Origin of the sequence: Rheinheimera oceanensis, from assembly GCF_018831085.1 — a bacterium.
GTDB classification, from domain to species: domain Bacteria; phylum Pseudomonadota; class Gammaproteobacteria; order Enterobacterales; family Alteromonadaceae; genus Alishewanella; species Alishewanella oceanensis.
Genome location: NZ_JAGPNM010000011.1, coordinates 49994 through 69677 on the forward strand (window position 1 = coordinate 49994; position 19684 = coordinate 69677).

Sequence of the window (19684 nt, forward strand, 5' to 3'; positions counted from 1 at the left end):
GAACCAGCCTCAGAAAATATTTAAAGGCCAGCATAGAAGTGAAAACTTAAGAGAGCCTTAAGATTTTAACTCTCTATGAGATTGTTTTAAAACTCATACTCCAGCGCAAAACGTAACGTACGATCCACCGTATCGTTATCAATCGCCATAATTACTGCCAACTCCCATTTTAACTGTTTTTGCTTATCAAACTTATGCACACCCATTAAGCTTGGGCCTGCGCCTTTGTAATTTTCACCGACATACAGTTCAATAGCCGGTTGTATGGCAGGCCGCCAACGGTAACGGTACTGCGCCCTGAACTCAGCCTCCCACTCTGAATTGAGTGTTTTACCCCATTCGTATACTGCCAGCGCATTGAGTGTCAGGCTGGTTGGGCCAAACTCTTTTTCCATTAAAAGCCCGGTAGTAAACTCATAATTATCCTGATTGTTTTGCCGCTCCAGCTCAAACAGCATACCCCAGTCGGCGCTATACTGGCCTTGCTCTGTCAGCATCCAGCGCAGCTCCAGTTCGTAGCCCGACAGCTTGTAATCTTCAGGGCTGACTCTGTCAGCTATCAGATAAATTTCCAGCGCTGCCCGTTCTGCCACTGAAAATCCGTAGCCCAGCTTTTGCCCCATAGTATTGTTGTCTGGGTGATCAGCCTGGCGCTGATAAAAATAGCGGTATTCAATACTACGTTCCAGCGCCTGCACATAAGGATGATATACCTTGTCTACTACCCTGCCATCGGCCAGGCTATGCGCGCTTATCAGCAACATCAGCGCAGCAAAGACGATATAAAACGCTGAAGGGAAAAGTCTCATTGCGCATTCCTTCTGTTATTTTTCAGGTTGCGGCTACACCAGAGCAACAACCCCAGGCCGGCAATATATGCCAGACCTTGTGATAAAACCGGGGTGGCTTCATAGCCAAGCAAAGCCTGCAAAAAGAAACCTAGCTCAGACTGTTCCGGCAGCCATTGTTCGGTTTGCCATAATTGCGGGCCTGCCGGCAGCCAGTCGGATTGAATAAGTAAAGCTGATGCCATCATGATCTGGCGAACCCCCAATAGCGACAGCAGCAACCTGTAACTGAGAATATGCCATTGTTTTAACTCTGTTAGCAGATAGTACCAAAGCACAGCAATACTGCTGCCAATACCTACACCTAAGGCTATACCCAAAAGTAAAGCAGACGGGGCGGTATTACTCTGAGTAGGCAACCAGATATACAGCAGTAAGTTGCTGCCATTTATGCTGAGCAAACAGGCACAGGCAAAGGCCGAAAACGGCATTGCAACTCTGCCTTTAGCTACTGCAATACATAACAGTACAAAGCAACCCGCGTACAACAGGCTGTACAATAACTCCAGCCCAAAGCCATCAAGTTGCTCAGAGATCCAAAGCATATTGCTGCTAAAAAGTATTAGCATCAGGATGGCTGGCAAAGAAAACAGCAAAATAAAACGCCGCCACCGGTTTCTGTGCCACACCAGCAAGGTAGCCAGCAGTAAAAACAGCGGCAACAACTCGCGTAAAAACATCAGCACGGTATTAATTAGCATTGTCTTCCCTATGCTGTTGCCACTGCGCTTCAGGTAGTGCTATCAGCACCCCTTGAGCACTGTCGGGGTTATATTCGCCAAAAAAATGGTAACGCCCCGGTTGCAAAGGCCCTATAAACAAGGTTGCTTTGCTATTGCCTAAAATGACCTTTTCCCGGTTCAGGCTAAAACTTTCAAATTCCTCTGGTGAAGGATCCTGATTTAACACCAGCAGTTTTATTTTTTCTCCGGCCGGTACGTAAAGCACCGACGGATGAAACAAGTGATCTTTAATCTGCAATTCAAACAGCATTGGCTCTGCCAGTACAGGCAAAGCCAGACTCATCAATGCAATATGTTGCCAGGGCATTCCCTTTATCCGGTTTATTTTCACAAAGGCAGTTCCACTGTCACTTTTAAGCCGCTGGGATAATCTGAAGCAGCAAGACGCACCTGGCCCTGATGTAAACTGACGATATCGCGCACTATGGCCAGACCTAAGCCAGATCCCAAAGTACCAGACTGATGCCGGTCACCGCCTACCCGGTAAAAACGGTCAAATACTCTGCTGTACTCTTGCGGGGCTATACCCGGACCATTATCCTGCACCACCAACACAGCTTTACCGGCCTGTGTCATTAACTCCAGTTGGATGACACCACCGCTCTGGGTATATTTACTGGCGTTACCCACCAGGTTGCTGACTAATAACCGTAACGCAAAAGCATCCCCTTTCAGCGACAAGTGCTCCAGCCCCAGAAGCTCAATTTGTTGCTGCTTTTTTTCAATCTGCGGATACCAGTCGGCGACCACCTGACGGCATAAACCGGCTAAATCCAGTTGTTCTGTGCGGGCCTGAAAATGCTCCGGATTCGTCCGGTTTAACAGCATAATTTGTTCAATCAAGGCACTCATGCGCTCAACACCGGCCTGTAACGCCAACATAGAGTCCTGCGGATCAGCAATACCCGACTGCCGCCATTGCTGTGAAGCGTTATGTAAATTCACCTGCAATACACTCAACGGTGTGCGCAACTCATGCGCAACATCAGAGGCAAAACGTTTTTCCCGTTCAAAAGCATCAGCCAGCCGGGCAAATAACAGATTAGTGGTTTTTAGCATCTGATCTAATTCAGCAGGTACCTGCTGCAGTTCTACCGGTGTTAAGTCATTGGCTTTTTTTGATGCTAGCTGAGCAGAAAAGCGCTTGATAGGTGATAAAGCTTTGCTAACTACCAGCCAAATCAGCAATGCCTGTAGCGGCAAGCTCAGTACCACAGGGTAAATCGATGCTGTAATCACTTCATCGGCAAGTTGCTGGCGTTGCTGCAGTGGCTGGGCCACTATCACAGTCAGTAAGGCGGTTGGTGTCTGGTGAAACACCCGCCATCTTTTGCCGGCAAAATTCTGTTCGGTAAAGCCCGGGGTTTCTGCCATAGGAGTTTCAGGAGCCAAGGGGCTGCGGTACACCAGTTGATTGTTTTGCCAAACCTGTAGTGCCAACCCAAGCTCCTGCTGCGAACCGGCCTGATACTGCTGTGCCAGGCTCGACGCCAGCACTTGTAAATCCTGATCAAACAATGCCTCTGCCCTACCGACACTTTGCCTGTAACTTTGCAAAGCTGCTAAAAAACTGATTAAAGTAAAAAGTGCAATAAGGACAGTGACTAAATAACGACGAAGTGATCTCATAGCGGGGTCATACCATAACCACACTGTAGCCCACACCACGTAAGGTTTTAATAAAATCTTTCGGCAGCTTTTTGCGTAAATTGGAAATATGCACTTCCAGAGCATTACTAGCCACTTCCTCTCCCCAGGCGTATAGACTGGCTTCCAACTGTTCGCGGGTTTTTATCCGCCCGGCTGATTCCATCAATTCTTTGAGCAGCATAAACTCGCGGCGCGACAAACCAACCACTTCGCCTTCTACCCGCACCTGATGCGCGCTGGTATCCAACTCTACCTGCTGCAGTTTAATCAAATGCGTGGCTGCGGTGCCAAGACGGCGCTCTATCACCCGTAAACGGGCGAAAAGCTCTGCCATTGCAAAAGGCTTGACCAAATAATCATCCGCACCTAAATCCAGTCCGCGGATACGATCGTCTATACCATCACGGGCGGTAAGCACCAACACCGGCAGATGACCTTCTCTTTGCCGGCTTTGTTTGAGTAAATCCAGGCCGTCCATATCCGGCAGGCCCAGATCGAGGATCACCGCATCGCAATCTTTCGCTTTAATACTACTTAACGCATGTTTACCTGTACTGACATGATTAACTACAAACCCCTGGGCGGATAATGCCAGCAGCAAGCCTTTGGCTAAATCTAAATCATCTTCTACCAGTAACAGTCTCATCGCCTCTCCAGCATTTGTACCTGACGCTGTCGTTTAACGTTTTAGTTTTTTAACCACTTTGGCTTCCAGCGTAGCAAGCTCCTGCAAACGGCCCATATCAGCAGTTTCACGCTGCGGGCGCGGCTCTGCCTGCCTGGCTTTTTCAATGTAGCTCATGGCTGCTTTATAGTCGTGCTTTTGCGTTAAAAATTCTGCATAAAAATAATTAGGATCAATACCTTGCGGGTTAATACTTAGTGCCTTTTCCAGCATCATTTTTGCTGTTTTATCACTGCCAAAACCAATAGGCCAGCCTGGCATCTTGTAATACAACACCCCCAGACTGGTGTAAGCCGAACCTTGCAGTGCCTGGCTATCCAGTTGCAATGCCGCTTCCAGATCTGCTTTTGCGCCTTCAGCCAAAGATATAGCACCCAAACCACCTTTAGCACCAGCATAACTGGATTTAATAATGCCACGCCAGATCAGTGCTTCAGCTTTGTCGGGGTTCGCTGCCACAACAGTATCAGCTTGCTCCAGCAAAGCTGCAAACGCAGCTTCTTTTTGCCCGTCACTTATACTGTAATTCACTTGTGCCCAGCGATCCTGTAACGGTTTAATATCCTGGAGTACATCTGCATAAACCGAACCAGCCATCAATGCTGAGCTCAACAATAAAGCCGGTATAAAAGCCGCTAATCGGTATGATTTCGTTATTTTGTTCATATTTACCTCGTTAATGGTTTTTGCCCGCGGCAAATAACTCGATGAGTGTTAATTTACTTTTTAACGCCATATCTACCAGCGCAGGAAAAATGCCATTCAGACGGATAAAGATACGCTCAGGCCAGCCAAGAAAACGGCGAAGATCCCCTGACTCCAGTTGTTTAATCAATTGCTCTGCTACCCAGACCGGACTATCCACGGTATTGCCAAGTTGTTGATTCAGTTGCACTACATCGCTGGAGTTAATACTGGTTTCTGTGGCTCTTGGCGCAAAGTATTTCACCTGAATATCGCTGCCTGCCAATTCACGTTGCAAAGCTTCAGTAAAGCCACGTAACCCAAATTTAGTGGCGCAATAACCGGTAAACCCGGGATGACCTATGCTGCCAAAAGCTGAGCCTACATTAACTATCTGGCCCTTACGCTGGCGTAACATAGGTAAAAACAGCTGACATAGCTGCATAGGTACCAGTAAATTAATGCTGATCAGCTCACTGAATTGCTGTTGCTGGCATAAACTAAACTGGCTGATACCGGCATTGTTAATCAGCACATCTATACCACCCTGTTGCTGGCAAAACTGTAGCAAGCCGTGCTGCTCTGCCGTAACAGTTAAGTCGCAACAATACACCAGGGTTTCAACTGCCAATTGACGTTGTAATGCTTCGAGTTTTGTTGCAGAGCGCCCGGTCAGAATAAGTCTGGCCCCTGCAGCGCTTAACTGCCTGGCGACTTCAGAGCCAATACCGCCGGTAGCCCCGGTCAGCAATACCGTTTTTCGTGCTAAAAAGCTCATACCATATACTCCTCTGCCTGCTTTTTCTTGCTCAGGCCATGAGGTTGTTCCAGACTGCGGAATACATCACCGTATAAGTGGAAGAAACACCTGGCACTGTGAATAATCTGCGCCTGCTCAGCCGGATCGGTAATTTTATTCATCAGGCTTTCAAAGAACCTGATATGGTCCTGATCTAAAGCACCGTGCGAGTTTAAATAGGTAAAAGCTTTGCGGGGCAGCTGTAAAGTAGTGGCAATTTTGCTGGCGGCCTGCTCAGCTAAGGCAATAGAGGTACCCTCAAGCACCAGCACCATGCCAAAAAAACATATCGGGTTAACACGGCGCACTGAATCATAGGCATAAGACACCATCAGCTCAGTGGCAAGAGCTGGCTTTGCGGTGCGGGCCTGCTCTTTATCATAACCACAGGCGGCTATATCATTTAGCACCCATTCCTGATGCCCCAGCTCTTCTTCAATATACTCCGCCACCGCTTCGCGCAACCATTCTTTCGACTCCGGCAGCAAAGCACCCACCGACATTAACAGCGGTACGGTATGCTTAACGTGGTGATAGGCCTGGGTTAAAAAAGCCACATAATGATCCAGGGTGAAATCACCGGCAAAAGTGCGGCGTATCATCGGCGCATCCAGTAAATAAGCTCGCTCTGTTTCTGTTGCATTAACCAGCGTTTGGTAAAAACTCATAGGGCTCTCCTGTTATATCTTCGGATAAAAATAAATCGGCAATCAGGCTTTGGTATTTCTTAGCAATCTCGGCACGCCGTGGCCGGCCATTAGCCGTTAACGTGCCGTCTTCTAAAGACAAAGGCTGACTTAGTAACCTAAAAGCTTTTATTTGCGCGTAGTCTGGTAGTTGCTGGTTCACCTGCTGCAGATAGGCAGGTAGCAATGCTGCCGATTTGAGATCAGCAAGGTATAAAAGTGCAGCACAGTATGGCTTAGCATCTCCGAGCAATACCGCCTGGCGGATTAAACCGCTTTGTGTTAGTAACGCTTCCGGCCATTCCGGTGAAATATTTCGGCCCAGACTTGAGATCAGTAAATTCTTGCGACGCCCAAGAATACGTAACCGGCCCCGGGCATCCAACTCGCCTAAGTCTCCGGTAAATACCTTATCGCAGGCAGACGCGGCATCGCCCAGATAACCCAGAAATGGTTGCTTTACTACAATTTCGCCATCAATAATTTCGATTTCACGATGCGCTAATGGCAACCCCACTGATGCCAGTACAGAAGCCGAACTTTGCCGCGCATCAAAACCTGATAACGCAACCACAGAAGCACATTCACTTAAGCCATAGCCCTGAAACACGGGTAATCCAAGCCGCGACGCCTGCTGCAATAACGCAACAGAAACATGAGCACCACCAACAGCTATAAATTCCAGTGACTGTGGCACTTGCCAACCCTGAGATCTTGCCATCACCAGCAGTTGCAGTAATTCAGGTACTAAAATCAGACTTTTTGGCGCTACATTGCTAATAAGCTGCAGCAAAGCCTGCGGATTAACCAACTGACTCCCTTTAAAACCGCGCATTGGATCCGGGGCTATCAACACTTCACCACCGGCTAACAATGGAGCATAAATACCCGCGATATTTTCTAATAAAGTACTTAAAGGTAATAAACACAGATGCTTAGGTGAATCTTGTTTAATGCGTTCAATCAGGCTGTACGCTACATCAAGTTGGCTTTGCGCCGACAAACACACTCCTTTGGGTTGTCCGGTTGAACCTGAGGTAAACGTAATTTTTTGACAAGTCGGGGCAATAGCCGCACCAGCACTTTGTAAATCACGGCGATACAGCAAGAGATCACCGACTTGTTCCAACAAGGTAAATTCGGCTGCCTGTTGTTCTGTATCTGAAATATAAACATCTGGCTCCAATTGTGACATCACGTGCTGCAGTTGGCTACCAGACAAATAAGTTGGCAGTGGCACCAATATTAAATCAGCATCCAGACAGGCTAAGTCCAGTAGCGCCCACTGCGCTGAGCTATTGGCTGCCAACGCAATACGCCGCGCACCATAACCTGATAATAGTTCCTGCCATAAACGCATCTGCTTTTTGATCCTGGCCTGCGAATAGCTTATCCCCGTCGCCAGATCGCACAGCATAGCTGTCACTGGTAATTCAATCCGCATTAGCAGTCTCCTGCCGGCAAGCGGGCGACTAACTGATGTAACTGTGGCCAGTGCTGATGCGCTAAAGCAGTGAGCTTCTCTTCGCGATGGATCAATCGGGTTACAGCGGCTAAATCCACCACACATACTTTTGGATCCGTATCATAGTAGCGGCCCCAACTGGCGGCCTGCTTACCTAAAGCTTCAGCCTTTGCTTCACTCAGTTCGGTAAGCTCAATACCATGACGGCTTAAAATACTGCGTACCTGTGTTGTGGCTGCGCATAACAGGTAGCGGTAATTTAACTGGTCCAGCGCATAAGCCATCAGTACAAATAGCTGTAATAAACTTTGCCGGTTTGACGCGTACAAATGGCCAATTTCGATCAGATGGGGACGTTCAGCATACACCCCATGGGAGGCGAGTACTTGCTCCACTGCAGCAGGCAAGTATTGCTCAATAAACAGCTGCGTTCTGGCCGCGCAGCGTAATCCCAATACTGCCTGCCACTGGCCGTTCCGGCTTACACCTAATAAATTAGGCATAAAATGTTCTACCTTAGCCTGATAGTGCGCGGTAAATCCTTGCTGAATAAATTGCTGCAAAGAGCTACGTTGTGGCTGATCAGGTAACACTAACTGTAAACAACTTTCACCGGACGCCGTTGCAACGTTGTTGACGCTTGAGCTAACGCTGAGTTTGGTGCTTTGCATAAGACTGGTCATAACGGGCTCCTGTTTTACCGTTGTAACCAGTCTGGAGGAGAATACTTAAAGTAGTCTTAAGACAATCTTTGGCAGGACATTTCTTTTATATCTTAGATCAAGCAGTACCATACAGCGACTTTTCAACTGCTGCAATACAGCCCTCCAACCGTTGATAATAGTCCGGCGCGTCTATCACGCAAAAACGGCTGACATCAAAACCATAGCTCTGATACAGCGCCATCAGTTGCTCAAAACTTAGTTCGCGGGTAGCCTGATCACCAAGCTCACGCATACCATCAGCCACCCAGGGCACGGTAGGCTTAAGCGCAATAACCAGATCGTACTTGGCAGGGTCAATAAAACTTTCTACCCTGCTCGCTACCCGGCCTAAAAATACCTGACTGAAAAACGCTGTAACCACAGCATCAGTATCAAAAAAACAGACTTTATTGGCGCTACGTAAGGCGGTTAAATCCTGCTCGTACTGTAAATGTGCTATACGGTTAAAATCTTCCAGGTCAAATAAATCGCCATTACCACCAACAACATCATGCTGATAATCACGGCCCAGCTCTTCTGACCACGACGTACAATACACTTTAGCCAGTTTGCGCGTTAGTGTGGTTTTACCGCAAGACTCCGGCCCGGTGATCAGCACCTTGCGGGCAAAAAACGGCCTGGCAGAGCCGGCGATATAGTCCCAGTGTAAATACGGGTGATTACGGATTTCTGTGCCACTAATCGGCCACTGGGTGCGCTGCGGATCCAACACCTTATATTCGATGCCCGGAAAGTAGCGGTTGTGGCCATCGCGGTAACGCTCTTCGCCGCCGTAAATCACGCCAAAAGGCTCAGGTACGGTGTATTTTAGCTGCTTGGCGTAAGCTCCCCAACCTTGTGGAAAAGGTGCCATCGTATCTTCATTTTGTAACAGCACCTCAATACCCAGGCCCTGTAGTTCCTGCGATAACCAGCGCTGGCGCAACACACCACTGATATAAGCAATACCGGCACTATCGCACAATTGCCCGTCTTCCTGTGTACGCTCACTTATTACGACATACAGCTTGTCACACAACGCATGAGCGCGCAGTATCGCCGTAATATGACCACGATGGGGTGGTAAAAATTTGCCCGGAAAAACACCAATTTTCATCCACTAACTCCCGTTATTACAGCGTAATACAGGCACCCTACACCGAAACGCACAAAAAGGCTATTTGGCGTATTTGCCGAAGGGGCTAACCTTCCCAGCCTGGTTCAAACGGAAAACGTCTGGCCCAGAAATCTTGTAACGGTGCCAAGGCATCCACCCGTTTGACGACATCAGCCATAGCAGGAGCAACGCGATAAAAATGTTTACGCCGCGGGGTCCAGCGACTGGCTACTGTGACATAAAGATCCAGCACTGTTATATGTTCGCCCAGCAGAAACTGCGTTGGTGTCAGCTGCGAATCCATCACCTGCCAACACTGCGTAATACGCTCGGCAGTGCGCTCCAACAGCTGCGGATAAAACCCGGTGTTATTGCCAGCCAGCCGGGCTGGCTCATCGCGTATCCAGTACATTGAGTATATCGACGCCGGAATAAAGCTCATCCAGCGCAAAAACTGCGCCCGCGTGGCCGTGCCCGGTAACGGTGCCAGTCCGGCTTCAGGATGCTGTTCAGTTAGCCACAATAAAATGGCGGCGCTTTCGGTTATCACCTGCTGTTGCGGTGTGATCAATACCGGTAACTGCCGCATTGGGTTTACCGCCGCCACTTTGTTGCGCTGATGCTCTCCCTCCCAGGTTGGCGCTTCGACCAGCACCTGATAAGGTGCACCAATCAGCTCCAATGCTGCCTCAATGGCTACCGAGCCTGAACCAGCGGCGCCGTATATGTTGTACATAGCCCCTCCTTAATCTCAATCAGCAGAGATAAAAAAAACCGCTGAATAAGCGCAATTACAGCCCGGCCTGAAGCATCTAAATCATAGATACGAAAACGTGCTGCCTGACGCTTCAGCGCCCCTGTTACATCCTAATAAAACACCGGAGCAAAAGGTTTCACCATCAATACCATGAGATCTGGCCCACTTAGCCCAGACATTTTCTGCAGCAGCAATAGAATTGATGATGGTGCCGTCCATATCAAATAACATGGCTGAAAAACTTTTGTCAGTTAGTAAATCAGGAGTCATAAAGCTACAGTCCTTCGGTTAGGCGTACAAAAGTCACAGCAATACGGCTGCTCACTGTGACTTAAATTCACTGTTTTAAGCCAAAGATAAAGCTATGGCGTCCGCACCTGCAGGAAAACGCTGTTGGCCCGATTGATCATTAGCCGCACGGAACACCGCTTCAGCCACATCAAGTTCTTTGGTAAAGTGCTGCGCCTGCGTAAAAGCTGCAAATACACTGTGGGCATAGTCAGCATAATCTGCGGTGATCAGCCCTTGCATACGTTCGGCACCATTACTGGTAAAACTGGTAGTTGGGCCGTAACCTGGCTGCACTAATTTCACCTCAATACCAAAGGGCTTTAACTCCAGCGCCAAAGACGAGCTAAAACCTTCAATAGCGGTTTTACTGGCGGTGTAAACAGCCACCAATGGCATGGGCAGCAATACTGTGCTTGACGTTAGATTAATAATAACACCAGATTTTTGCGCCCGGAATTGTGGGATCACGGCCTGAGCCATAGCAATCATGCCAAAGGTATTGGTTTCAAAGACCTCGCGTACTGTGGTCATTGGCGTGGCTTCACAAGCACCAAAGAGTCCAATACCGGCATTATTCACCAATACATCTATAGGGCCAGCCTCTTTCAGTGCGGTCTTGATACTGTCGGCCTGAGTCACATCCAAAACTAAAACTTTTAAGTGTTCCGACTGAGGAAAACCAGCTGTGGTTGGCGTACGCATTGTTGCCACGACCTTCCAGCCTTTTGCCAAAAAATACAAGGCGGTTTCCCGGCCATAACCAGATGAGCAACCCGTGATCAGTACAGTTTTCATAGCATCTCCGTAAGTTAGTTTCGCTGTAGTAAAAGTAGCGAATACCCTTCGTACTATCTATAATAGATAGTGCACTTTTCATTACTTAGAGTTCATATTTCATGGATCCGCTGACGGAAGTGATCAGCTTGCTGCAACCCCGCACGGTGTTTTCAAAAGGCATCAGTGGTGCCGGTGCATGGGCTGTACGTTATTCTGATTTTGGTTTTCCAAGCTTTTGCGCTGTGCTGGAAGGCAGTTGTTTGCTTGCAGTGGACGGCCTGGATCCCGTTACTTTGCAAGCGGGTGACTTTATTCTGCTGCCCACCACGCCGGGCTTTACGATGTCGGGTTTTGATAACGTTACGCCACAACTGATTAACTCCAAAGCCGCTGCTTTAGCTACAGGAGAAATCCGTCATGGTCGCACAGAAGGTCCAGCTGATGTGCGCTTATTAGGTGGTTACTTTGAGTTCAACTCGCCCGACTCAGCTTTATTAATTTCTCTGATGCCTGGCATAGTGCATCTGCGCCAAAGTAAAAGCCTGCCTGTGCTGGTGAGTTTGATAAATGACGAATGCCAAAAAGCTTTAGCTGGTCAGGACCTGGTGTTAAGCAGGCTGGTGGAAGTCCTGTTGATTGAGGCATTGCGCTCCACAGCTACAAAGCAGGCACAACCTGGTTTATTGCGGGGTCTGGCAGATGAACGCGTTGCTTTGGCAATTCGGGAAATTCACCGCGATCCCGCTCGTTCCTGGACTGTTGCAGCCATGGCGCAGTTATCGGCTTTATCGCGCACTGCATTTTTTCAGCGTTTTTACCGCACCGTGGGTGTATTGCCGATGGAATACCTGCTGCGCTGGAGAATGGCACTGGCCAAAGATTTATTAAGACGGCAGGATTTGGGCTTAACCGAAGTGGCAGACCGCACCGGATATCAATCCGCCAGCGCATTCAGCACCGCCTTCAGCCGCTATACAGGACAATCTCCCAGCAGTTACGCAAAGGAACACAGGCTGGTAAAAACACATTAATTGCCGATGACAGCGCAGAATTTTTTCCATGCTTTTGCCTTTTGCCAGCTCATCAATCAGCTTGTCTAAATAACGTATTTTTTGCATCAAAGGATCTGCAACCTCTTCCACCCGAGCACCGCAGACCACACCTTTAATCAAAACAATATTGGTGTTTGTCGTAGGCGCCTGTGTGAAAAAGGATTTAAAATCAGTGCCCAGATCCAGTTGTTGGCCTTGCTCAGTCAGCTGAAAGCATTTCAATACGCTTGAAAATTTGTTTACAAGCGTCGTTGAGTAACGCCATGGATGGCTGCGAATAAAAAAACCCGTCACAAGGACGGGTTTTTTAGCAGAAATTAGCTAACGGATGGATTACCAGCCAGTCAGTTCTTTCAGTGCTTTACCGATATCAGCTAAGCTCTTAACGGTCTTAACGCCAGCGTCTTCCAGTGCAGCGAATTTCTCGTCAGCTGTACCTTTACCACCAGAGATGATAGCGCCTGCGTGGCCCATGCGCTTACCGGCTGGTGCAGTAACACCGGCAATGTAAGACACAACTGGCTTAGTCACGTTAGCTTTGATATAAGCTGCGGCTTCTTCTTCAGCTGAACCACCGATTTCACCGATCATTACGATAGCTTCAGTTTGTGGATCGTCCTGGAATAATTTCAGGATATCAATGAAGTTAGAACCCGGGATTGGGTCACCACCAATACCTACACAGGTAGACTGGCCAAAACCGTAATCGGTAGTTTGTTTTACTGCTTCATAGGTCAGAGTGCCTGAACGTGAAACAATACCTACTTTACCTGGCTTGTGAATGTGGCCTGGCATAATACCAATTTTACATTCGCCTGGCGTGATAACGCCCGGGCAGTTAGGGCCAATTAAGCGTACGCCTAATTCATCACATTTAACTTTAGCATCCAGCATATCCAGTGTAGGAATACCTTCAGTGATACAAACGATCAGCTTGATGCCGCCGTTTGCCGCTTCCAGGATAGAATCCTTACAAAAAGCAGCTGGTACATAGATCACGGATGCTTCTGCACCAGTCGCTTCTACCGCTTCTTTTACAGTATTGAATACTGGTAAACCCAAGTGAGTTTGACCGCCTTTACCCGGTGTTACACCACCAACCATTTTAGTGCCGTAAGCAATGGCTTGTTCAGAGTGGAAAGTACCCTGAGCACCTGTGAAACCCTGACAAATTACTTTGGTATCTTTATTAATTAAAACGCTCATTGATAACCCCTTATGCCTTAGCCGCTGCAGCAACTACTTGCTTGGCAGCACTAGTCAGGTCTGTGTCAGCGATAATATTCAGGCCGCTTTCAGACAGCACTTTAGCACCCAGTTCTGCATTGTTACCTTGCAGACGAACAACTACTGGTACTTTAACGCCAACTTCTTTCACTGCGCCGATTACACCCTCAGCGATCATGTCACAACGCACGATACCACCGAAGATATTGATGAATACGGCTTTAACAGCGTCATCAGACAGGATAATTTTGAATGCTTCAACTACACGTTCTTTAGTCGCGCCGCCGCCAACGTCCAGGAAGTTAGCTGGTTGGCCACCATGTAATTTAACGATGTCCATTGTACCCATAGCTAAACCGGCACCGTTTACCATACAGCCGATGTCACCACCTAAAGCTACGTAGTTCAGCTCCCATGAGGCAGCATGTGCTTCACGTGGATCTTCCTGTGACGGGTCCTGCATCGCTTTTAAATCAGGGTGACGGTACAGTGCATTGCCATCAATAACCAGTTTGGCATCTAAGCAGTGCAGATCGCCTGCAGGCGTAATAACCAGTGGGTTTACTTCTAACAGAGCAAGATCTTTTTCCTGGAACAGTTTAGCCAGGCCCATAAAGATTTTTACGAACTGGTTAACTTGCTTGCCTTCAAGGCCTAATTTGAATGCTAACTCGCGGCCCTGAAATGGCTGTGCGCCTACCAAAGGATCAATTGCAGCTTTCAGAATTTTTTCTGGTGTTTCGTGAGCTACAGTTTCAATTTCTACGCCACCTTCAGTAGATGCCATAAACACGATACGACGTGAAGAGCGATCTACTACTGCGCCTAAATACAGTTCTTTAGCGATATCTGTACAAGGTTCAACCAGGATACGGCTAACCGGCTGACCTTTTTCATCAGTTTGGTAAGTAACCAGGTTCTTGCCAAGCCATTTTTCTGCGAAAGCTTTGATATCTTCTTTGCTTTTAACCAGTTTTACGCCGCCCGCTTTACCGCGGCCACCAGCGTGAACCTGAGCTTTAACAACAAACATATCGCCGCCGATTTTATCTGCAGCTGCTACCGCTTCTTCAACTGTAGCTGCGGCAATGCCTTTAGATACAGGCAAACCATATTGGGCAAACAGTTGCTTACCCTGATACTCGTGCAAATTCATGGCTATTTTCCGTTCATTTGAATATGGAGGCTGCCCTTGTGGTGCAGCCTGACTTTTGATCGGCGCATATTATAGTGCCAACCGGTTCGATAAAAAATGCTGTTGTCGTAAAACAACAGCATTTTTAGCTACTTTTTGCGGATATTTAGATATCCAGCAGGATACGGGTCGGATCTTCCAGTAACTCTTTAATGGTTACCAGGAAGCCTACTGACTCTTTACCATCGATAATACGGTGATCGTAAGACAGCGCCAGATACATCATTGGCAGAATTTCCATCTTGCCATCGACTACCATTACGCGGTCCTGGATTTTATGCATACCCAGAATAGCGGATTGTGGCGGGTTGATAATTGGCGTAGACATTAATGAACCAAATACGCCACCGTTAGTGATAGTGAAGTTACCACCGGTTAAGTCGTCCATCGACAACTTACCGTCACGGCCTTTAATGGCTAAATCTTTAATGGCTTTTTCAATTTCAGCCAGGTTCATTTTGTCGCAGTCACGCAGTACCGGCGTTACCAGACCACGAGGCGTAGACACCGCAATGCTAACGTCAAAATAGTTGTGGTAAACAATATCGTCGCCGTCAATAGCAGCGTTAACTTCAGGGAACCGCTTCAGCGCTTCAGTTACCGCTTTAACATAGAACGACATAAAACCTAAACGTATACCGTGCTTTTTCTCAAACACGTCCTGATACTGCTTACGCAGATCCATAATCGGTTTCATGTTAACTTCGTTAAACGTCGTTAGCATGGCTGTAGAGTTTTTCGCTTCGAGCAAACGGTTCGCGATGGTTTTGCGTAAACGTGTCATCGGCACACGTTTCTGGCTACGATCACCAGCTACCGCTGTTGGTGCAGAGGCCGCAGGCGCTGCAGCTTTCGCAGGCGCAGCGGCAACAAACTTCTCTACATCTTCTTTAGTCACACGGCCATTCTTGCCAGTGCCTTTAATTTTACTGGCGTCTAAGCCTTTTTCAGCAATCATGCGGCGCACTGACGGGCTTAGTGCATCATCGCTGCTGTCGTCTGAACCTGCATCAGCTTTGGTATCTTCTTTCTTCGCTGGCGCATCGTCTTTTTTCGCCGCGGGTGCGCCACCGGCTTCCATTTTACCAATAACTTCTTCAGCAGTTACGGTAGCACCGGTGTCATGAATGATTTCACCCATTACGCCGTCGGCCTGAGCAACAACTTCAAGTACCACTTTGTCGGTTTCAATATCAACTAATACCTGATCACGTGTAACGGCTTCGCCTGCTTTAACGTGCCAGGTGGCGATGGTTGCATCTGCAACGGATTCTGGCAGTACGGGTACTTTAATTTCCACTTTTTCACCTTTTACCGGTTGGTCTTATTTCGTTTAACCGGCCCGTTATACGGGCCGGACAATCAATTATTTAATAGTCAGAGCGTCGTTAACCAGTGCCTGTTGCTGTTTGTTATGCACAGACAGATAACCTACTGCCGGCGATGACGAAGCATCGCGGCCGGTATAAACAAGCTGGCCGTTTTTAGGAATAGCAGCACGGAAATGATGCTGGCTGCAATACCAGGCGCCCTGGTTTTGCGGCTCTTCCTGACACCAGACAAAGTCAGTCACATGCTGGTACTGGCTTAACACTTCAGCCATTTCGTCATGCGGGAACGGATACAACTGCTCTACACGGACAATAGCCACATCTTTTTGCTCGCGCTTGCGCCGCTCTTCCAGCAGTTCGTAGTACACCTTACCGCTACAGAACACCACACGCTTAACATCAGCAGGCTTAATATCGTCTATTTCGCCAATAACATTGTGGAACTTGCCTGCCGCCAGCTCTTCCAGCGTAGAGGTAGCCAGTGGGTGGCGCAGCAATGATTTAGGCGACATAACAATTAACGGACGACGCATCGGCCGTACCATCTGGCGGCGCAACATATTAAATACCTGCGCCGGTGTGGTAGGGATACAAACCTGCATATTGTGATCTGCACATAACTGCAGGAAGCGCTCCAGACGTGCTGAAGAATGCTCCGGGCCCTGGCCTTCGTAACCGTGCGGCAACAGCAGTGTTAAACCGCACAAACGGCCCCACTTTTGCTCGCCTGAGCTTAAGAACTGATCAATCACTACCTGAGCACCGTTGGCAAAATCACCAAACTGGCCTTCCCAAATCACCATGGCACGTGGCTCTGCAGTAGCATAGCCGTATTCAAACGCCAACACTGCCTCTTCTGACAAAGCAGAGTCATATACCTGGAACGGCCCCTGCTGCTCACTGACATGTTCCAGTGGCGTATAAGTGCTGCCATCTGTCTGGCTGTGCAATACAGCATGGCGATGGAAGAAAGTGCCACGGCCGGAGTCCTGACCAACAATGCGGATACGGCTGCCTTCAGCAACAGTTGATGCATAAGCCAGAATTTCAGCAAAACCCCAGTCAATTTTCTTCTCACCGGCCAGCATTAAGGCACGGTCTTCATATACGCGGCCAACCTGACGTTGCAACGTATGCGATTGTGGAATAGCAGTAGCCTTTTTACCCAGCTCTACCAGTTTTTCTACCGATACGCTGGCATCATAAGTGGCATCCCAGTCGTGGCCTAAAAACGGTGTCCAGTCAACTGACGTTTCAGTCATTGGCCGCCACTCTTCTACCACGCAATCACCTTTATCCAGCGCATTTCGGTATTGCTCAGTCATTTCACTAATTTGCTCAGTGCTGAACAAGCCCTCTGCTACCAGTTTTTGTGCATAAATTTCACGTGGCGTTGGGTGCTTTTTGATTTTCTGGTACATCAGCGGCTGGGTAGCATTTGGCTCGTCCGCTTCGTTGTGACCATTACGGCGGTAACATACCAGATCAATCACCACATCACGCTTAAAGGTATTACGGTAATCTACTGCCAGTTGTGCAACAAACACTACCGCTTCAGGATCATCACCATTTACATGGAAAATAGGTGCCTGTACCATTTTAGCGATATCAGTACAGTATTCTGTTGAACGGGTATCTTCCTGCTTCGAGGTAGTAAAACCAACCTGGTTATTAATAACCAGACGGATGGTGCCACCCACTTTAAAAGCACGGGTTTGCGAAATATTAAAGGTTTCAGCTACCACACCCTGGCCGGCAAAAGCTGAGTCACCATGAATGGTAATTGGCAATGCCAGCGAGCCATCAGTACAACCACGACGATCTAACCGTGCGCGTACAGAGCCCATTACCACCGGGTTTACAATTTCCAGGTGTGACGGGTTAAATGCCAGCGCCAAATGCACATTGCCGCCTTTGGTTTCAAAATCGGATGAGAAACCCATATGGTATTTCACATCACCGGCACCCACTACTTCATACTTACCGGCAAACTCATCAAACAACTTCGACGGGTTTTTGCCCAGCACGTTAATTAACGTATTTAAACGGCCACGGTGTGCCATACCGATAACGCAGTCTTTAGCCCCTTGTTCACCCGCACGGTGAATCATGGCTTTGAGCATCGGTATCATGGCATCGCCACCTTCCAGGCCAAAACGCTTGGCTCCCGGGAATTTTGATGCCAGGTACTTCTCTAAACCATCAGCAGCAACCAGGCCATTCAGAATGTGGGTCTTGGCAGCTTTATCATAAGAAGGCGCTGACTGAATCGATTCTAAACGCTGTTGGATCCAGCGTTTCTCATCAGTAGAGACAATGTGCATATACTCAGCACCGATAGAACCACAGTAGGTTTTTTCCAGTGCTTTGTGTAATTCACCCAGCTTCATCGTTTCCTTGCCAATGGCAAAAGAACCAACATTAAACTCGGTATCGTAATCACTTTCTGATAAGTCGTGGTAAGACAGCTCTAAATCACGCACACGTGATTGCTTCCACAAGCCCAGCGGGTCAAGGTTAGCTTGCTGATGGCCGCGAAAGCGGTAAGAGTTAATCAGCTGCAGTACCTTAACCTGGCGACTGTCAGCGGCTGTACCGGAATTGACCACCACCACTTCGCGGTGTTTATTACGGGCCAAATCTGCAAATTGCTGCCTGACATCAGAGTGACGGGTTTCAAGATCAACACCGTCAAGTTTTGGCAGTTTGGCGAAAAACTCACGCCATTCATCACCAACGCTGGTAGGTTCAGCTAAGTAGGATTCATAGAGCTCATCGACGTAGGCCATATTGCCGCCGCCAAGATGAGAAGACTCTAACCACGCCTTCATTACACCTTCGTGCATTTAGTTTCCCTTAATTTCCGCGCACCTGGAAAAAGTAGCAAAAAAACAGCCTGCTTGCATGCAAGCCTGGCTGTCTTTCACGCACATACCAAAAAAGGGCGCATTACAGCGCCCGGTTTAACAACATAGATTTAATTTCACCAATTGCTTTGGTTGGGTTTAAACCTTTCGGACAAACATTAACGCAGTTCATAATGCCATGGCAGCGGAATACGCTGAAAGCATCATCCAAGTCGTTTAAGCGTTGCTCTGTTGCCGTATCACGGCTGTCTGCCAGGAAACGGTAAGCATGCAGTAAACCGGCCGGGCCGATAAACTTGTCCGGGTTCCACCAAAACGATGGGCAAGAGGTTGAACAACATGCACACAGAATACACTCATACAGGCCATCAAGTTTAGCACGTTCTTCCGGTGACTGCAGATACTCACCTGCAGGCGGTAACTTGCTGTCGTTGATTAAGTACGGCTTCACTTTTTCATACTGGGTGTAAAACTGGCTCATATCGACAACCAGATCGCGCACTACCGGTAAGCCTGGTAGCGGACGAATAACAATTTTACCGCCTTTTAAGCCTGCGGCTGATAAAGGCGTAATGCAAGCCAGACCATTTTTACCGTTGATGTTAAGACCATCAGAGCCGCACACACCTTCACGGCAGCTGCGGCGAAACGATAAACTTGGGTCTTGCTCCTTTAATTTGATCAGCGCATCCAGCACCATCATGTCCCGGCCTTCCGGGTTGTCCAGCGTATATTCCTGCATGCGCGGTGCTTTGTCGACATCAGGGTTGTAACGATAGACTGAGAAAACTAACTTCTTCATCGCT

Annotated in this window: 20 protein-coding genes and 1 pseudogene; 1 reads left to right on the forward strand and 20 read right to left on the reverse strand. The window is 48.2% G+C overall.

Annotated elements, in window-relative coordinates; translation table 11 throughout:
- Positions 1-86: 86 nt before the first annotated feature.
- The 14 genes from J3B89_RS18540 to J3B89_RS18605 form a co-directional block, all read right to left on the reverse strand.
- On the reverse strand, positions 87-809 hold the full coding sequence (locus J3B89_RS18540; protein ID WP_215399128.1) for a hypothetical protein: 723 nt from the start codon (positions 807-809) through the stop codon (positions 87-89).
- Positions 806-1549, reverse strand: coding sequence for a hypothetical protein (locus tag J3B89_RS18545; RefSeq protein ID WP_215399129.1), 744 nt, complete (start codon positions 1547-1549; stop codon positions 806-808). Before J3B89_RS18545 ends, J3B89_RS18540 begins: the two co-directional genes overlap by 4 nt.
- A complete protein-coding gene (locus tag J3B89_RS18550) occupies positions 1539-1898 on the reverse strand; it encodes a cupredoxin domain-containing protein (RefSeq protein WP_215399130.1) in 360 nt (119 codons plus the stop codon). Before J3B89_RS18550 ends, J3B89_RS18545 begins: the two co-directional genes overlap by 11 nt.
- 20 nt (positions 1899-1918) lie before the next feature.
- Positions 1919-3220, reverse strand: coding sequence for a sensor histidine kinase (locus J3B89_RS18555; RefSeq protein WP_215399131.1), 1302 nt, complete (start codon positions 3218-3220; stop codon positions 1919-1921).
- Positions 3221-3227: 7 nt separating this feature from the next.
- Positions 3228-3887, reverse strand: a complete 660-nt coding sequence (locus J3B89_RS18560; RefSeq protein WP_215399132.1) for a response regulator — start codon at positions 3885-3887, stop codon at positions 3228-3230.
- Between the two features lie 33 nt (positions 3888-3920).
- Positions 3921-4457 (reverse strand): tetratricopeptide repeat protein, encoded by a 537-nt coding sequence (locus J3B89_RS18565; protein WP_215399133.1) that lies wholly within the window; start codon positions 4455-4457, stop codon positions 3921-3923.
- Between the two features lie 145 nt (positions 4458-4602).
- Positions 4603-5388 (reverse strand): SDR family oxidoreductase, encoded by a 786-nt coding sequence (locus J3B89_RS18570; protein ID WP_215399134.1) that lies wholly within the window; start codon positions 5386-5388, stop codon positions 4603-4605.
- The gene (locus J3B89_RS18575; RefSeq protein WP_215399135.1) at positions 5385-6077 is read right to left on the reverse strand and encodes an iron-containing redox enzyme family protein; all 693 of its coding nucleotides are present in this window, start codon (positions 6075-6077) and stop codon (positions 5385-5387) included. The genes J3B89_RS18570 and J3B89_RS18575 overlap by 4 nt, the downstream gene beginning before the upstream one ends.
- On the reverse strand, positions 6052-7539 hold the full coding sequence (locus J3B89_RS18580; protein WP_215399136.1) for an AMP-binding protein: 1488 nt from the start codon (positions 7537-7539) through the stop codon (positions 6052-6054). Before J3B89_RS18580 ends, J3B89_RS18575 begins: the two co-directional genes overlap by 26 nt.
- A complete protein-coding gene (locus J3B89_RS18585; RefSeq protein ID WP_215399137.1) occupies positions 7539-8243 on the reverse strand; it encodes a thermostable hemolysin in 705 nt (234 codons plus the stop codon). Before J3B89_RS18585 ends, J3B89_RS18580 begins: the two co-directional genes overlap by 1 nt.
- A 97-nt stretch (positions 8244-8340) precedes the next feature.
- A complete protein-coding gene (gene nadR, locus J3B89_RS18590) occupies positions 8341-9381 on the reverse strand; it encodes a multifunctional transcriptional regulator/nicotinamide-nucleotide adenylyltransferase/ribosylnicotinamide kinase NadR (RefSeq protein WP_215399138.1) in 1041 nt (346 codons plus the stop codon).
- Between the two features lie 85 nt (positions 9382-9466).
- Positions 9467-10117 (reverse strand): glutathione S-transferase family protein, encoded by a 651-nt coding sequence (locus J3B89_RS18595; protein WP_215399139.1) that lies wholly within the window; start codon positions 10115-10117, stop codon positions 9467-9469.
- Positions 10118-10198: 81 nt separating this feature from the next.
- Complete coding sequence (locus tag J3B89_RS18600; protein ID WP_215399140.1) at positions 10199-10408, reverse strand: hypothetical protein; 210 nt, start codon at positions 10406-10408, stop codon at positions 10199-10201.
- Positions 10409-10483: 75 nt separating this feature from the next.
- The gene (locus tag J3B89_RS18605) at positions 10484-11224 is read right to left on the reverse strand and encodes an SDR family oxidoreductase (protein WP_215399141.1); all 741 of its coding nucleotides are present in this window, start codon (positions 11222-11224) and stop codon (positions 10484-10486) included.
- 101 nt (positions 11225-11325) lie between these two features.
- Between J3B89_RS18605 and J3B89_RS18610 the strand changes: the two genes are divergently transcribed.
- Positions 11326-12237, forward strand: a complete 912-nt coding sequence (locus J3B89_RS18610) for an AraC family transcriptional regulator (protein ID WP_215399142.1) — start codon at positions 11326-11328, stop codon at positions 12235-12237.
- A 24-nt stretch (positions 12238-12261) separates the two neighbouring features.
- On the opposite strand, the pseudogene J3B89_RS21285 reads toward J3B89_RS18610, so the two are convergent.
- The 6 genes and pseudogenes from J3B89_RS21285 to J3B89_RS18635 all read right to left on the reverse strand — a co-directional run.
- A pseudogene (locus J3B89_RS21285) lies at positions 12262-12552 on the reverse strand (DUF2200 family protein); the annotation flags it as partial.
- Positions 12553-12591: 39 nt separating this feature from the next.
- Positions 12592-13464, reverse strand: coding sequence for a succinate--CoA ligase subunit alpha (sucD, locus tag J3B89_RS18615; protein ID WP_215399143.1), 873 nt, complete (start codon positions 13462-13464; stop codon positions 12592-12594).
- A gap of 10 nt (positions 13465-13474) precedes the next feature.
- A complete protein-coding gene (gene sucC, locus J3B89_RS18620; RefSeq protein ID WP_215399144.1) occupies positions 13475-14641 on the reverse strand; it encodes an ADP-forming succinate--CoA ligase subunit beta in 1167 nt (388 codons plus the stop codon).
- A 145-nt stretch (positions 14642-14786) separates the two neighbouring features.
- Entirely contained in the window at positions 14787-15980 is a 1194-nt protein-coding gene (gene odhB / locus J3B89_RS18625; RefSeq protein WP_215399145.1) for a 2-oxoglutarate dehydrogenase complex dihydrolipoyllysine-residue succinyltransferase, read from the reverse strand.
- A 66-nt stretch (positions 15981-16046) separates the two neighbouring features.
- Entirely contained in the window at positions 16047-18857 is a 2811-nt protein-coding gene (locus J3B89_RS18630; protein WP_215399146.1) for a 2-oxoglutarate dehydrogenase E1 component, read from the reverse strand.
- Between the two features lie 103 nt (positions 18858-18960).
- Entirely contained in the window at positions 18961-19680 is a 720-nt protein-coding gene (locus J3B89_RS18635) for a succinate dehydrogenase iron-sulfur subunit (protein ID WP_092793490.1), read from the reverse strand.
- Positions 19681-19684 lie beyond the last annotated feature (4 nt).

Coding starts and splice junctions, on each gene's coding strand:
- J3B89_RS18630 (WP_215399146.1), bottom strand. CDS start 18,857: ATGCACGAAGGTGTAATGAAGGCGTGGTTAGAGTCTTCTCATCTTGGC.
- sucD (WP_215399143.1), bottom strand. CDS start 13,464: ATGAGCGTTTTAATTAATAAAGATACCAAAGTAATTTGTCAGGGTTTC.
- J3B89_RS18635 (WP_092793490.1), bottom strand. CDS start 19,680: ATGAAGAAGTTAGTTTTCTCAGTCTATCGTTACAACCCTGATGTCGAC.
- J3B89_RS18595 (WP_215399139.1), bottom strand. CDS start 10,117: ATGTACAACATATACGGCGCCGCTGGTTCAGGCTCGGTAGCCATTGAG.
- J3B89_RS18600 (WP_215399140.1), bottom strand. CDS start 10,408: ATGACTCCTGATTTACTAACTGACAAAAGTTTTTCAGCCATGTTATTT.
- nadR (WP_215399138.1), bottom strand. CDS start 9,381: ATGAAAATTGGTGTTTTTCCGGGCAAATTTTTACCACCCCATCGTGGT.
- J3B89_RS18540 (WP_215399128.1), bottom strand. CDS start 809: ATGAGACTTTTCCCTTCAGCGTTTTATATCGTCTTTGCTGCGCTGATG.
- J3B89_RS18610 (WP_215399142.1), top strand. CDS start 11,326: ATGGATCCGCTGACGGAAGTGATCAGCTTGCTGCAACCCCGCACGGTG.
- J3B89_RS18545 (WP_215399129.1), bottom strand. CDS start 1,549: ATGCTAATTAATACCGTGCTGATGTTTTTACGCGAGTTGTTGCCGCTG.
- J3B89_RS18570 (WP_215399134.1), bottom strand. CDS start 5,388: ATGAGCTTTTTAGCACGAAAAACGGTATTGCTGACCGGGGCTACCGGC.
- J3B89_RS18550 (WP_215399130.1), bottom strand. CDS start 1,898: ATGCCCTGGCAACATATTGCATTGATGAGTCTGGCTTTGCCTGTACTG.
- J3B89_RS18585 (WP_215399137.1), bottom strand. CDS start 8,243: ATGACCAGTCTTATGCAAAGCACCAAACTCAGCGTTAGCTCAAGCGTC.
- J3B89_RS18605 (WP_215399141.1), bottom strand. CDS start 11,224: ATGAAAACTGTACTGATCACGGGTTGCTCATCTGGTTATGGCCGGGAA.
- sucC (WP_215399144.1), bottom strand. CDS start 14,641: ATGAATTTGCACGAGTATCAGGGTAAGCAACTGTTTGCCCAATATGGT.
- J3B89_RS18575 (WP_215399135.1), bottom strand. CDS start 6,077: ATGAGTTTTTACCAAACGCTGGTTAATGCAACAGAAACAGAGCGAGCT.
- J3B89_RS18560 (WP_215399132.1), bottom strand. CDS start 3,887: ATGAGACTGTTACTGGTAGAAGATGATTTAGATTTAGCCAAAGGCTTG.
- J3B89_RS18555 (WP_215399131.1), bottom strand. CDS start 3,220: ATGAGATCACTTCGTCGTTATTTAGTCACTGTCCTTATTGCACTTTTT.
- J3B89_RS18580 (WP_215399136.1), bottom strand. CDS start 7,539: ATGCGGATTGAATTACCAGTGACAGCTATGCTGTGCGATCTGGCGACG.